Annotated in this window: 13 protein-coding genes and 1 pseudogene; 2 read left to right on the forward strand and 12 right to left on the reverse strand. The window is 49.8% G+C overall.

The annotated features are described in order from the left end of the window. Positions 1–11 precede the first annotated feature (11 nt). From ICC18_RS09885 to ICC18_RS09900, 4 genes and pseudogenes are all read right to left on the reverse strand, one after another. Positions 12–962 carry an acetylxylan esterase gene (locus tag ICC18_RS09885; protein ID WP_188174233.1) on the reverse strand — a complete coding sequence of 317 codons (951 nt, stop codon included), beginning with the start codon at positions 960–962 and terminating at the stop codon, positions 12–14. Positions 963–1109: 147 nt separating this feature from the next. Further along, positions 1110–1739 (reverse strand): histidine phosphatase family protein, encoded by a 630-nt coding sequence (locus ICC18_RS09890; RefSeq protein WP_188174234.1) that lies wholly within the window; start codon positions 1737–1739, stop codon positions 1110–1112. A gap of 22 nt (positions 1740–1761) precedes the next feature. Further along, positions 1762–1980, reverse strand: a pseudogene (locus ICC18_RS09895) (lipoate protein ligase C-terminal domain-containing protein); the annotation flags it as partial. Positions 1981–2261: 281 nt separating this feature from the next. After that, the gene (locus ICC18_RS09900; protein ID WP_188174236.1) at positions 2262–2735 is read right to left on the reverse strand and encodes a GNAT family N-acetyltransferase; all 474 of its coding nucleotides are present in this window, start codon (positions 2733–2735) and stop codon (positions 2262–2264) included. Positions 2736–2894: 159 nt separating this feature from the next. Here ICC18_RS09900 and ICC18_RS09905 point away from each other — a divergent pair, with 159 nt between their 5' ends. Next, a complete protein-coding gene (locus tag ICC18_RS09905; RefSeq protein ID WP_188174237.1) occupies positions 2895–3677 on the forward strand; it encodes a GNAT family N-acetyltransferase in 783 nt (260 codons plus the stop codon). Positions 3678–3730: 53 nt separating this feature from the next. Next, on the forward strand, positions 3731–4600 hold the full coding sequence (locus tag ICC18_RS09910) for an SDR family oxidoreductase (RefSeq protein ID WP_188174238.1): 870 nt from the start codon (positions 3731–3733) through the stop codon (positions 4598–4600). A 105-nt stretch (positions 4601–4705) separates the two neighbouring features. On the opposite strand, the gene ICC18_RS09915 is transcribed toward ICC18_RS09910, so the two are convergent. The 8 genes from ICC18_RS09915 to mutL form a co-directional block, all read right to left on the reverse strand. Next, positions 4706–5395 (reverse strand): YdcF family protein, encoded by a 690-nt coding sequence (locus ICC18_RS09915; RefSeq protein WP_188174239.1) that lies wholly within the window; start codon positions 5393–5395, stop codon positions 4706–4708. A gap of 13 nt (positions 5396–5408) precedes the next feature. Further along, positions 5409–6068, reverse strand: a complete 660-nt coding sequence (locus tag ICC18_RS09920; RefSeq protein WP_188174240.1) for an alpha/beta hydrolase — start codon at positions 6066–6068, stop codon at positions 5409–5411. 32 nt (positions 6069–6100) lie between these two features. After that, complete coding sequence (locus ICC18_RS09925) at positions 6101–6799, reverse strand: peptidylprolyl isomerase (RefSeq protein WP_188174241.1); 699 nt, start codon at positions 6797–6799, stop codon at positions 6101–6103. A gap of 71 nt (positions 6800–6870) precedes the next feature. Next, a complete protein-coding gene (locus ICC18_RS09930; protein WP_188174242.1) occupies positions 6871–9447 on the reverse strand; it encodes a transglycosylase domain-containing protein in 2577 nt (858 codons plus the stop codon). Positions 9448–9586: 139 nt separating this feature from the next. Further along, the gene (gene hfq, locus ICC18_RS09935) at positions 9587–9826 is read right to left on the reverse strand and encodes an RNA chaperone Hfq (protein WP_163945453.1); all 240 of its coding nucleotides are present in this window, start codon (positions 9824–9826) and stop codon (positions 9587–9589) included. Between the two features lie 56 nt (positions 9827–9882). Beyond that, positions 9883–10860 carry a tRNA (adenosine(37)-N6)-dimethylallyltransferase MiaA gene (miaA, locus tag ICC18_RS09940; protein ID WP_188174243.1) on the reverse strand — a complete coding sequence of 326 codons (978 nt, stop codon included), beginning with the start codon at positions 10858–10860 and terminating at the stop codon, positions 9883–9885. Next, a complete protein-coding gene (locus ICC18_RS09945; protein WP_188174244.1) occupies positions 10854–11630 on the reverse strand; it encodes a class I SAM-dependent methyltransferase in 777 nt (258 codons plus the stop codon). The genes miaA and ICC18_RS09945 overlap by 7 nt, the downstream gene beginning before the upstream one ends. 4 nt (positions 11631–11634) lie before the next feature. Further along, entirely contained in the window at positions 11635–13656 is a 2022-nt protein-coding gene (gene mutL, locus ICC18_RS09950) for a DNA mismatch repair endonuclease MutL (RefSeq protein ID WP_188174245.1), read from the reverse strand. Between the last annotated feature and the right edge of the window lie 3 nt (positions 13657–13659).

Consider the following 13659-nt stretch of genomic DNA (forward strand, 5'->3'; position numbering starts at 1 on the left):
CGAGTTACAACTTATCCCAAATGCTGCTGAATAAACGTATTCACTATTGCCGCATGACCCCGCACGGTTTCATGACCCAAAAAAGGATTGATTTGGAGCTCCTTTTCTTTGGAGACTATCGCTTGATAAGCGGCAAAAACGGTCTCCGGCAAACATACCGTATCCTTGAGACCTACCGACATCCAGACTGGCATCTTGATACGGTCGGCCAGATTCACAATATCAAAATAGCTAAGCGTCGACAGCACACTGTCCAAGCGCCCCTGAGCATGGCTGACGAACTGTGCGATCTCGGTTAGCGAGCCGGTCGAGTTGAACAAGCCAAAGTCCATGTGACACATGTTCGGAATAGCGGCTACCACCATACGAACACTCGTTTCCAATGCCCCGGTAAGCAGTGCCAAGCCTCCTCCCTGCGAGACGCCCATGGCAATGATGCGGCCGCTATCAACCTCCGGCTGCTGCTTAGCGCAGTGAATGGCCCGGATCGCATCGATGGCCAGAGCTTTATAGTAGCAGCTTTGCGGATCGAGAATGCCCTGGGTTATCCAGCCCTTGGTCATGCCATATGTTTGTGGCAGGCTGTTGCCCGTCTCTCCGCTTTGACCGCGTATATCGATCGCCAGCACGGCGTAACCCATCAGCAGCCAAGCCGCGTAGTCTTCAGGCTCACCTTTGGAGCCTGTATAGCCGTGAAACATAACGATGCATGGCAAAGGCTGATTCGCACCTACTTCCGGAACTAGATACCAGCTGTGTATAGGTGTCTGCGCATATCCTTCATAAATGAGTTTGTAGGCGCGAACAAGGTTCATCGCCGTATTCACAGGAAGAAGTTCCATTAGCAACGGCTTTTCTTCTTCTGCCAGCACTTTCTCCCAGTAGCTGGATAAATCAGCTGGTTTCTGTAAGCTTGGGACATATCGATACAGTTCTTCGATTCTTTTTTGAATAGCGTTCAATTCCGCTCTCCCCCTAATCACGGCCAATTCCATTGGCTGCTCCTGTAATAACGGCAACTTTGCCTTTATAACCTTGCATCTTCTTAAGCCTCATTTCATCGCATTTCTTGTCAATTCCTGCGCTTTCCCGGGAAATCAGGATTTTTGTTAGAATCCGAATGCATCCTCATTTCGAAAATGCGATGTATCCCCATGAAGCACGATTCGCTGATTGCCATCTTTCCACTCGACCATACTTAAGCATGTAGGATGAAAATATGGCGGATTCCATAATTCGGCGAGCTCTCTTTGCTCGAAATGAGCCATGATCACTTTCAATGTAACGGAATGTGAAACGAGACAAATCGTTTTACCTGCATGTTCAACCAGCAACCGCTCCAGCGCGGGCAGAACTCTCGCTAGCAAGTCCTGGTAGGACTCACCTGATGCAGGCATATACCGGTGCGGCTCGTTCCAGAATGCGTGGAAATTGTCCTTATCTTCCTGCTTGATTTCTTCCGCAATGCGGCCTTCCCAGGCACCAAGATTCATCTCCATCCAATCATCGGATGAGATAATCGGCAGCGCGCGCCTGCCTTTAACGATAGTTGCCGTTTGGAGGGTGCGACCGCTGCTGCTTGCGCAAATCACATCGAATGGCACATCTTCAAGCGCTTCCGAGAGCCACAACGCCTGCATTCTCCCTAGTGGCGACAGCGGCGAATCCGAATGTCCTTGCAATCTGTGCTCTATATTCCATTCCGTTTCCCCGTGCCTGATCAAATACAACTTCGTCATCGGTACTTCCCCCGCTCCTTAGTTAAGTGAATAGCAGCAAAGCCACAAAAGCTTTCGGATCCAGCGCTCCAAAGTAACGGCGAAGCTCGATTCCGGCTAAACGTTCACGAATAGCAAACTCTTCATATCGCGCACCTCGAAGCTTGGCAACTCTGCTGCGAATGGATTTAATGCCTTTGGACTGAATTTTATCGGCATTAACCTTTAATGCCATTACAACATTCTCAATCTCGGAGTTAAAGCCCTTGCTCGGACGGCTCGTTGATATGAGAAAAACGTCTATCGATGTCCTTTCGAAGATGAGCGACCGCGTTTAGCGAAAGTTTTTATCGCCAATAGGAAAGTTTGTTAAGCACTTTAGTGCTTTAACGAAGTTAAACTTTCTTATGTGGTAGAAGAGCAAATAGCTCTCATTCATAGGCAGCCGCCTAAGTGCGTACTCTTCAATAGCCAAATTCACTCTAGGGTCTGTAATGCCTTCGTTATGTATAAACAGCATGCTTGTACTCTCCTTCATTATGATTATATTGGGATCGTCATCGTTCGGTTTAAAGTAGACATCCCTAAAGATTGATAAAAGGCGATTGCACGACTATTAAATTCCCAAACGTTCAACTCCAAAGATGAAGCTTGACGATTCTTCGCCCATTGCAAGGAAGCCGCATACAGCATAGTGCCGATGCCTTGCCTTTGATAAGCGGGATCGACAGCCAGTTCGTTCATGTACGCATAAGTGCGTGGTACTAGGGCTTCGTAAGGCGGGCTCTTTTTCAGCTCCAGCATGGCGACTCCAACGATTCTCGTCTCGTACTCGGCAACAAGAATGACTTTAGTGTTCTGGTCCGAGTAGCTGCGGAACCACCCCATAGCAACAACGCGATCCAACTTAGCGAACACATGCGGGAGTGCATCGGCATGCTCTTCCTGACCGAACCGGATGATTGCATTCACAGCATCGTAATCTTCTGCTTTTGCCGTACGTATACTAATTTCCAAAGTTATGTCCCTCCCGCAATCACTTGCATCAATGGTAATCACAGCTTACAATAAAGTGCAATTTTTTTCCACTTTTACAACGTGAAATGATTGTATTTTTATTCATAAATATGTATATTTATTTATATTATTTACTTTCATAGAGGGGAAGAAGATGACATGAACCTAAACCGCACCCATTTTGTTGAGATGGATGAGATAGCCGCGCGTACTTGGCCCGCTGAATCAACCGACGCTCTGGATAACTGGCTGTTACGCGAATCTCAAGGGGTGACCAAACGGGCAAACAGTGTGCTCGCCATCGGCGAATACCCTAAGGACCCCGCATGGCCGCAGAAAGCAGAAAAGTATTATAAGGAACGTGGCTTACCGTCCATTTTTCATGTTAGCGGCGCTTCACCTGACGGGTTGGATAAATTCCTTGCCGATAACGGGTATATAGCAGACACTCCCTGCCTCTTCATGACTGCGAACAGTCAGGAAGTTCGAGAGAAGGCGCTGCAAGCTGCGCTGCTCAAGGGTCCTGCGTCAGTTGATACAGTCTGGACGCAACAAGCTGATGCTGCTTGGATCGAAGCATTTCTGCAACTGGAACAATTCCCAGAGACGCGATTATCATTTTATACCGGTTTGTTTGAAAGGATGCCGGAACCCAAAGGATTTGTTCGACTTTTGCAGGACGGAGAAACGGTGGCTGCAGCCACTGCTATTCTAGAGGATGGCTGGGCAGGTTTTGTCAACGTCGTCGTAAGCGAGGCTTGCCGCGGACAAGGTCTTGGTTACTCGCTGATGCATGCGCTCACCGCTTGGAGTCTGGAACAAGGGGCAACGAAGCAATATCTGCAAGTCATTGCCGACAATAAGCCCGCAGTGAATTTATATGAAAAACTGGGCTACCAGGCGCTTTATGGCTATCATTACCGTATTAAGTATGATTTGTAGGTTCTTGCATCATCCTAACAGGGAATCTTTTAGGATGAAAGGAGCTTTTTCCCATGGCAACAGCTACACCAACGAAGCCGGTCTTCCCGGCCCAGCAGCAGAACCAGCAGCCAGGCATTGAGTCGCAAATGAATCCGCGACCGGTTTTTGAAGATGCGCAGTACAAAGCGGCCGGCAAGCTAAAAGATAAAGTCGCGCTCATCACCGGAGGTGACAGCGGTATCGGCCGTGCGGTTGCGATTGCATATGCCAAAGAAGGCGCGGATGTCGTTCTCGTGTACTTGAACGAACACGGCGATGCGGAAGAGACGCATCGCCAGGTGGAAGCAGAAGGCCGTAAATGCCTGCATGCGGCTGGCGATATCGGCGATGAGAGCTTCTGCAAGCAGATTATCGATCAAGCCGTGAAACAGTTCGGCAAGCTGGATATTTTGGTGAACAATGCAGCCGAGCAGCACCCGCAGGCCAGCATAGAGAACATTACAGCGGAACAGTTGGAGCGAACTTTCCGTACGAATCTGTTCTCCTTCTTTTATTTGACAAAAGCCGCGCTTCCGCATCTGAAGCCGGGAAGCGCCATTATTAATACAGCTTCCATCACCGCATATCACGGCCATGAGCAGCTAATCGACTACGCCTCCACCAAAGGTGCTATTGTTGCGTTCACCCGCTCGCTGTCGCTACAGCTTAACCCGCGAGGCATTCGCGTCAACGGTGTGGCGCCAGGTCCGATCTGGACACCACTCATCCCTTCTACGTTCACGGCGGAGGAAGTTGCCGTATTCGGCTCGGATACGCCGATGAAACGAGCGGGACAGCCGAAGGAGCTGGCCCCGAGCTATGTCTTCCTCGCCTGCGAGGACTCGTCGTACATGGCTGGCCAGATCCTGCACGTGAACGGCGGCACGATCGTAAACGGATAGCAGTATGTAACTATGCCAACAAGGAAAACAAATGGGACTGTCTCATTAGGTCTGAAAAGACCTGAGGGACAGCCCCATTTGTTTATCAATCAACCATTCGTTTTCTCATAAACCTGCTTTCAACAGCATCTTCGTCCATTCCCACTTCGTATACGCGAGCGTTTCTCGCGCTTCATGGTAAGGCATGAACAGTACTTCCGATTTTGTGGACGACACGATCGGCTCCTTTAAACCGATGGTTTCCGCTATGTCCAGGGAGCGTGAACCATGGAATTGATGCGTCACGATGATCGAGCTGACAAGCCCGTGCTCGTCCATGATTTGCTTGCTATAAAGCAAATTCTCATACGTGCTTGTAGCCCGAGGCTCGAGCAATATCCGATTTTGCGGGATTCCTTTTTTGACCAGATAATTGCGCATCCCTTCTGCTTCCGTCAATTTGGACCCGTTATGGTCCAGACCGCCGGAGACGATGACGCGCTGAAATTTCCCCTGCCCGTAAAGCTTTACCGCCAGATCGAGACGTTCCTGCAGCCCAGGACTCGGTATATCCTTGCGCAGGGATGCTCCCAATACGATACCCACATCTACCTGCTTTGGAAGAACTTGATCAGGGGCTCGCTGCACTTTCCACTGGATATAAACAATCCACCCGATACCTATTACGAAAACGACGAGCAGCAGTTGGAACAAGCGACGTAAGAAACTCAAAATCCGGTTAATTTTACCGGAACGAGCGCGATTTCTCGGCTTACGGGAGATGTGACGTTGATTCGGATTCAGCTGCGTTTTCATTGTCCTTCTCCCTTTACTCCTCTTCCAGGAATGTACTCACATGTTCAAATAAAGTCTCTGCATCTTCACTATGGCATATGAGATGCTTGGACTTTGGATACCAATACAACTCCCTATAGCCTCCCAGCTTTCTATAAATGTACCTTGCGCTTTGCGGATGGATGACTTGGTCTCTCTCCGCTTGAGCGATTAGTGTAGGCACTGTTACTTTACCTATTTCAGGCTTCAGATGCCGTACTAACCTTGTGAACTGCCACGTGGCTCTTAACGGGGTTGATTTCGCCTTTTGCAAATAATCCTGATCTTGATTTTTCCAGTCCTCTCGAATGACATGCAGCAGACGTGCCGGGCTAATATAGATGACCGCTGTATTCAACAGCACAAGCTTGCGCACCGGGTAACGGACAGCCAAATAGGCGGCCAACAGACCGCCCATGGAAAAGCCGACTAAATCAAAAGAACCGTATTGCTGCGTCATTCGGTCTGCGTGTTGCTCTGCAGCTACAACCCAATCTTCCCAACGTGAAGTCTTCAACGCTTGATCGTCTTCACCGTGCCACGGCAATCGGGGCAGATCGCAAGGCTGCCCTCGCTCCTGCAAATGCTGCGCCAGCGGTTCCACCTCAAAGGGACCGCCGGTAAACCCGTGGAACAATAAACAAGGCTGTTTCATGCAGGCGTCCTTCCTAATATGGAATAAAGCTTCTATTTTTCTTTAATCGTAATTGAATTGATGGTTACTTTCTCTTTCGGCATACTTGGAGACGAATCTCCGCCATTAGGATTCATTTGCACAGGCGTATCCGCGATTTTAGCGATCGTCGCCATGCCTTCGTCAGTAACTTTGCCGAAAATCGTGTAATGCGGAATTTGGTTCAGATTAGCGCAATCCCCACCCGAACAGATGAAAAATTGGCTGCCATTCGTGTTCTTGCCGGAATTCGCCATCGCTACGATGCCCGGTTCATATTTGTGCGACGTTTTGAGCTCATCTTCAAATTTATAACCGGGACCGCCCCTCCCCGTTCCAAGCGGGTCACCGGTTTGAATCATGAATGTTTTGATAATCCGGTGGAACGTGACATTGTTGTAAAAGCCCTCTTTGGACAAGAACACAAAGTTATTTACCGTCTTTGGGGCTTCCTTCGCAAAAAGGTCAATCGTAAAGGTACCCTTAGACGTCGTAACCTCGGCTTGATACGATTTGTTCGGGTCAATCGACATGTCAGGCGCCTTGCTCCATTGTTTAGGCGCATTTGGCGAAGCCGCAGCAGCAGGTTCAGCGCCACTCTTGGGCGAAGCCGTGCCGCCGGCAATTTCGGCCGGTTTATTGCCGCAGGCAGAGATGAGTACGGTCATTGCAAGTAAAGTAAGGGGAAGCAGCTTCGAATATTTCCGATTCATAATAAATTTCATCCTCCGTAGCAGGTGTGTTGATATGTAGTCCCCACCGCGTATGAGCGGTAAGGTGATCTTTATTGGATCTTAGGAATCGTTGTTATGATTCCGTCTTGAATGTTGTCTTGCGTACTGCCCTGATTTGTCTTATTCGCATTGCCTTGAGCAGGATTATTCGCCGGTGACGGACTTGGACTTGGACTAGGACTTGGGCTTACCCCCGAGCCGCCTTTGCCATCGTTAGGTTTCCCGCTATTCGTCGGCGATGTCGTCGGTTTTGAACCCGGTGGCGGCGATGGTGAAGGTGAAGTTTGATCCTTGCCATTGCCCGGAGATGGCGAAGGCGACACGGAAGGCGACGGTGATGGAGATAGCTGCGCTTCGTCCTTAGGGATCTCAATGTTCACCATATTCGATTGAGCACCTTCTAAATTAGACTCCAGGTTAACAGGTGTCACATAGTACTGATAGGTTTCGCCACTATTTACAGTTGTATCGTTGACTTCCGCATTTGGCGCTTGAATAAGCAGTTTGGCCTCAGTCTCCTTCGAGCTTTTGCGGTACAACTTATAGGCGATTTTATCGCCTTGAGATGTCCATGTCAGTTTGACCGACTTGGTCTCAGGCACATACGCAGCCGCCAAATCGGAGATACCTTTAGGCGGTTCGGTCAGATCGGGCACATTATCCGGCTTCACAAAATTCGTGACCGGCCTTCCTTCAAGCGCTTTGGACATGACGTTCATGAAAATCGCGGACGGGCTGCCGCTGCCGATCGTTACATAGTGCTTGGAATCGACCTTGTCGAAACCCTCCCATACGGCCGCCGTCCACTCCGGTGTATAACCGACAAACCAGACGTCCCTGTCGTATTTTTCAAGGCCTTTGATATCAAGTCCCGTCGTTCCCGTTTTGCCGGCTACCGGGCGATTGAATTTCGCTTTCGTCCCCGTACCTCCCGGCTCGACGACGCCTTGCAGCAGCAGTGTCATATAATAGGCCGTTTTAGGCGAAATGGCTTGCTTCTTCTCTGGTTTATACGCATGAATTTCTTTCCCCTGTGCATCTACGATCCTTAGAATCGCGTGCGCTTTATTGAGCATACCTTGGTTGGCGAATGCGCTGTAGGCCGTAGCCATCTCCAAAGGAGATACCCCGTCGGTTAGACCGCCCAAGGCGATGGCTAGGTTGCGGTCTTTTTGCGCATTCAGTTTGATGCCTAATTTATCGGCAAACTCCATGCCGGCCTTTGCACCCATTTGATCCAATAGCCAAACTGGCGCCAAGTTGTAAGACTTTTTCACAGCTTCGAACATGGTTACCTGACCGTGAGTAGTCCTATCGTAGTTGCGAGGCGCATAAGTACCGTTGCCGAATGTTGTTTGCGTATCATCCATCATGGAATAAGGCGTATATTTGCCGCTTTCCAGAGCCGGACCATATGCAGCAATCGGCTTAAACGCCGAGCCTGGCTGCCTTTTGGCATATACGCGGCTAAAGCCTTTAGGCTGATAATCCCGGCCCCCGATCATCGCAACCAATCCGCCGGTTTTATTATCGACAATAACCATGGAACTCTGGATTTTTTGACCATCCGACGCGTCCTTTTGGAACAAGCTTGCATTGGCATAGGTTTGCTCCATGATCTGCTGAGCTTTCGGATTCATCGTTGTGTAGATTCGATAGCCTTTAGTGAGCAATTCGTCTTCGTTAATGCCATACATATCCTCAGCTTCATTGGTCACGTAATCAACGAACGTTGCGTATTCTTTGCTGCCTTGGCTGGCCGATGCAGGCGGAACATAATCAACTGCTGCCGCTTCAGCGCGCTCGGCTTCCGTAATATACCCCTGATCCGTCATTAATCGAAGCACAACGCCTCTTCGCTCTTTAGATAGATCCGGATTTTTTAACGGTGAGTATCGCGAAGGCGCTTTTGGCAACGCGGCTAGCGTGGCCATCTCCCAAAGCTTCAAATCACTCAGATTCGATTTGCCAAAATAGACTTTGGCGGCAGCTTTTATGCCGTAGGCATTGCTTCCGAAGAAAATACGGTTTAAATATTTTTCTAAAATCTCACCCTTGGTAAACCGTTGGTCCAAGGCAAATGCGATCGACATTTCCGTACCTTTACGGAATATCGTCTTTTCAGAGCTTAAGAATACGTTTTTGGCTAACTGCTGCGTAATCGTACTTCCGCCCTCTACCGCGCTCATATGCATGACGTCCTTCACCAACGCGCGGCCAATAGCCCAAAAGTCGACTCCTGCATGCTGCTCAAACCGGCGGTCCTCAGTGGCAATGAACGCTTGCTGCAAACGCTCTGGAACGTCTTTAATACTTACGCTTTCGCGGTTTTCACCGCCTTTGTAGAGTTTGGCAATCTCGATTGGCGGCAGGTCTTTACCATTCTTATCCTTGCCTTCTTCTTGGGCATATATGAGTGTTGATTCGGCCGTCGTATTGATCTTGTCGATATTTTGATCCAAAATGCTAAACCCGCTCATAATAACGATAATATAAATGCCCATTGCACAAATGATAGCCAGAATCGTGGCGATGATCGAGCCAAAGATTAATTTGCGAAAATTCAATCGTTTCTTCTTTGAACCTTTGCTGCTGCCTTGCGGCTTCGTATTCGCCTGTTTCCCCAAGTTCACCGACTCCCTCGCAGTTCATTCTCTATGTCTTACCAACAAAAGAACAACCTTATATGCAAGGTTGCTCCATTCGTTTCTATTCGGTTAGACGGTTTGACAAACTAAAAAGTTGCAAAAACATCCAGCGAACGGATTATTCCGATGCTTCTGCTGCCGCCATAAGCGACACGGATCTTTGCGGTGTAAACGTGGAAATCGCGTGTTTGTACACCATTTGCTGACGGCCTTCACTGTCAATAATGATCGTGAAGTTATCGAAAGCGCGAATAAGACCTCTGATTTGAAACCCATTAGTTAAGTATACGGTTACGGGAATGCTTTCTTTGCGAAGTTGATTAAGAAAATTGTCTTGGATATTAATGGATTTGTTCATCAGTAGGTCCCCCTTAATGGAATGAAACGTTCGCCGCACGGCGCTATTTTCAATGATCATTGTTGTTGATTATATTCAATTTTATGTACAAACTTTCCTGCTATTATATCACTAATCATTTGGAAATGGGCAGAAAAATTTGCTGAATCCGTTACATCCACCCAATAAATGTCTTTCATATGCCGGAACCAGGATAGCTGGCGCTTGGCAAATCGCCTTGTATCGCGCTTTAGCAGCGTGACAGCCTCTTCCAATGAGAGCTCTCCATCTAAATAGCGGACGATTTCTTTGTAGCCCAGCGCTTGCATGGAAATCGCGTTCTTGGGGCATCCCGAGTCGAGAACTGACTTCACTTCCTCGATTAGCCCTTCCTCCATCATCGCGTCGATCCGCTCTTCAATGCGCTGGTAAAGCAGCGCCCGATCCATCGTTAGTCCTATTATACATAGTTCGTAAGGCGACTCTTTTTTCTGGGCGGCCAAATGCTCTGAAAATGTTTGCCCGGATACACGGAAAACCTCAAGTGCCCGAATCACGCGACGGCGGTCATTCGCATGAAGCCGGTCCGCACTTTCCGGATCGATGTCGCGCAGCTTAAGGTGCAGCGCTTCATCCCCATGCTGGATCGCATAAGCCTCCTGCTCATTGCGGAACGCTTCATCCATGCCGACGTCGGTAAATTGATAATTGTAACAGACCGATTCGATATAAAGTCCTGTTCCTCCCACAATAAAAGGCAGCTTTCCCCGCGCATGAATATCTGTAATGAGATTCCGCACGCGCTCTTGAAACTCGGCAGCAGAGAACGGATAGGAAGGATCATGAATATCGATCAAATGATGCGGTACGAGTTCCTGCTCCGCTTTGCTCGCCTTGGCCGTTCCGATATCCATGCCGCGATAAACCTGCATGGAATCGCCGGAAATAATTTCACATTGAAACTGCTGAGCGATATCCAGACTCAGCTTTGTTTTACCAACAGCTGTAGGACCGAGAAGTACGAGTAATTTCGGCTTGGCCAACGCTTCTAACACAATCGAATCACTCCATAGGTTGTTTTCGTAGTTGAACGAAGGACATGTTCGAACCCCAGGCGGTCGAACTCCTTGCTATCCCTGTGCTCCTTGAGCACAATGCTCTTGCGTGCAACGCGCCTAGCCTCAGCGATCGCCTCTAGGCTGACGGCTTCAGCATTCGCATTTTGCCTGAGCGGAGAAATCGAGCTGGATTCCTCGATCGGATGCCGGAACATCGGATCGAAGTACACGATGTCCACGCTTTTCGTCTCCAGCTGCTGCAAATAATCGGTATGACGGATCTGCCTGACCGCAATGCGCCTCATCGCCTCATTAAGCTCAGGGATCTCCGATTCGTAGACAGACAAGCCTTCCCGGATCAGCATCGCGGGAACTTTCTCACTTTCAAGTGCAGTGACGCTCCCGGCTGCACCTACTGCAAACGAGAAAACAATCGCATCCGACGCCAGTCCCGCCGTACAATCAACGACGACATCTCCCCTCGCTGCACCGGAAACGTCGATCAGCAGGTCCGATTCGCCTCTCAGCATACGTTTGATGCGAACGAGCGCCATGCTCGGATGGAAAAAATGCGCAGGGATATCTCCTTCATAGTACCTGATCTCTTCCTTCGTCACAAGCAGAAGCGAATCTCCTGTAAATTTTTTCCTGATTTGCTGCAATGAATCTCTTCGTCGGGGAACCATTCTCCCCCCATAGTCGGCTGCAAGACGACTTGCTTTGTCCACCAGCTCCGGGGACGGGCTATAAGATGTTGTGACTAACACGGAATTACATCACTCGCTTAAACATTTTTTCCAGCTCATAGGTAGTGAAACTGACAACAATCGGACGGCCATGCGGGCACGTGTAAGGATTGCGGCAGCTCGCAAGCCGGTCGATCAGAGTTTCCATCTCAAGGATGCTGAGGCCTTGGTTGGCCTTGATGGAAGCTTTGCAGGAACACATTATAGCCGCTTTCTCTCTCAGCTTGGCGATGTCGACGGTCTTCTTCTCGCCGAGCACCCACTCGCACATTTCTTCGACGATTCCTTTTTCTTCACCGCCCGGGAACCAGTGGGGATGAGCGCGAACGATAAACGTATTGCCGCCAAATGCTTCCATATATACGCCTGCTTGCTCGAACAGAGACAGCTTATCTGCGATAAGGCCTGCTTCGGCGGGCGTAAACTCCAGCGTAATCGGCACAAGCAATTCTTGGCTTGCCTCAGCAGGATTGCCAAATCTTTCGTAATAATATTCATAGTTAATCCGCTCATGAGCGGCATGCTGATCAATCAGATACAATCCTGCTTCATTTTGCGCGACTAGATAGGTGCCGTGCATCTGGCCGATAGGGTCTAATCTCGGAAAAGACGGAAGCTTCGGCGCATCGCTGTCTTCACTTGCAGGCAAGAGTTCCATGAAAGCTTCGTTTGCTTTGCGCTGCTGCTGCATCGATACGCTTCTTAAGCCGTTGGAAGCATATACATTCGTCTGCGGCACAGGCGATGAACGCGACGAAGAATATGAAGCCGGTTGGGAGCTGCGCTGACTATCTCGCTCAGCTTCTCTTACCGTATACGCAGGCAGGGCTTCTTTTACGTGCAAGTTCATGCTCTGCGATCCCGGCGATGGTGGAGGAGCAGCGACCGGCGAAGAAGCAGGCTCAGAGAACGCCGTCCGGTTTGACATGGCCGCTTGCGATGCAGTTGCCCCGCGTTCCGGCTGTATAGATGCAGAATCTACGGCGCGTGTGAGTTCCATCTGTTCCTGTACGTAAGCGCCTTTGGGAGATGCAAGCTTATTCCCTTGGGGGATCAATACCTGCTTACCCAGGAAACGCTTCACTTCGGATTCAATCAATGCTGTAAGCTCGGCCTCTTTGCTGAAACGAACTTCCAGCTTCGCGGGATGCACATTCACGTCGACCAATGAGGGGTCCATGACAATTTGCAGCACGGCCACCGGAAAGCGATTGATCGGCAGCAGCGTATGGTAGCCCTGCAGCAGGGCTTGATTCAGCGCGAAATTGCGCACATAACGTCCGTTGACTATAGTCGAGATCGCGCTCCGATTCGCGCGGGTCATCTCGGGCTTCGCGATGAAGCCCGAAATCGCATAATCCAAGCTTTCCGCCTGGATCGGCAGCATTTGCTTGCCGACCGCCGTCCCATAGATGCCGGCGATGACTTGAAGCAAATCTCCGTTGCCGAGCGTCTGCAGTAGCAGATTGCCGTTATGCTTGAGCGAGAAGGCGATGCCTGGGTGGGCCAAAGCCAATCTGTACAAATAATCGGAGATGTGACCGAGCTCCGTCTGGATCGTTTTCATATATTTCAGGCGGGCCGGCGTATTGAAAAAAAGCTCCCGAACGGTCACTTCCGTCCCTCGTGAAGCGGCGGTTTCCTCGACTGTGCGAATCGTTCCGCCTTCTATGGCAATCTTGCGGCCAAGTCCGTCATTTACGGAGCTTGTGACACACTCCAAACGGGAGACCGACGCAATACTGGGAAGCGCCTCTCCGCGAAAACCCAATGTACGAATCGAGAACAGATCCTTGCTCGTCGATATTTTGCTTGTCGCATGTCGTTGAAAAGCCAGCTCGCAATCCGCAGGCTCCATCCCGGAGCCATTATCCGTCACACGTATGAGCTGCAAACCGCCCTCTTCAATGGTCACGTCAATCCGTGTGCTTCCCGCATCTACGGAGTTCTCGACAAGCTCTTTCACAACGGAGGAAGGGCGTTCCACCACTTCCCCTGCCGCGATCTGGTTGGCGATATGCTCGCTTAAGAGCTGTATTTTACCCATCTC

Origin of the sequence: Paenibacillus sedimenti (assembly GCF_014534655.1) — a bacterium.
GTDB classification, from domain to species: Bacteria; Bacillota; Bacilli; order Paenibacillales; family NBRC-103111; genus Paenibacillus_E; species Paenibacillus_E sedimenti.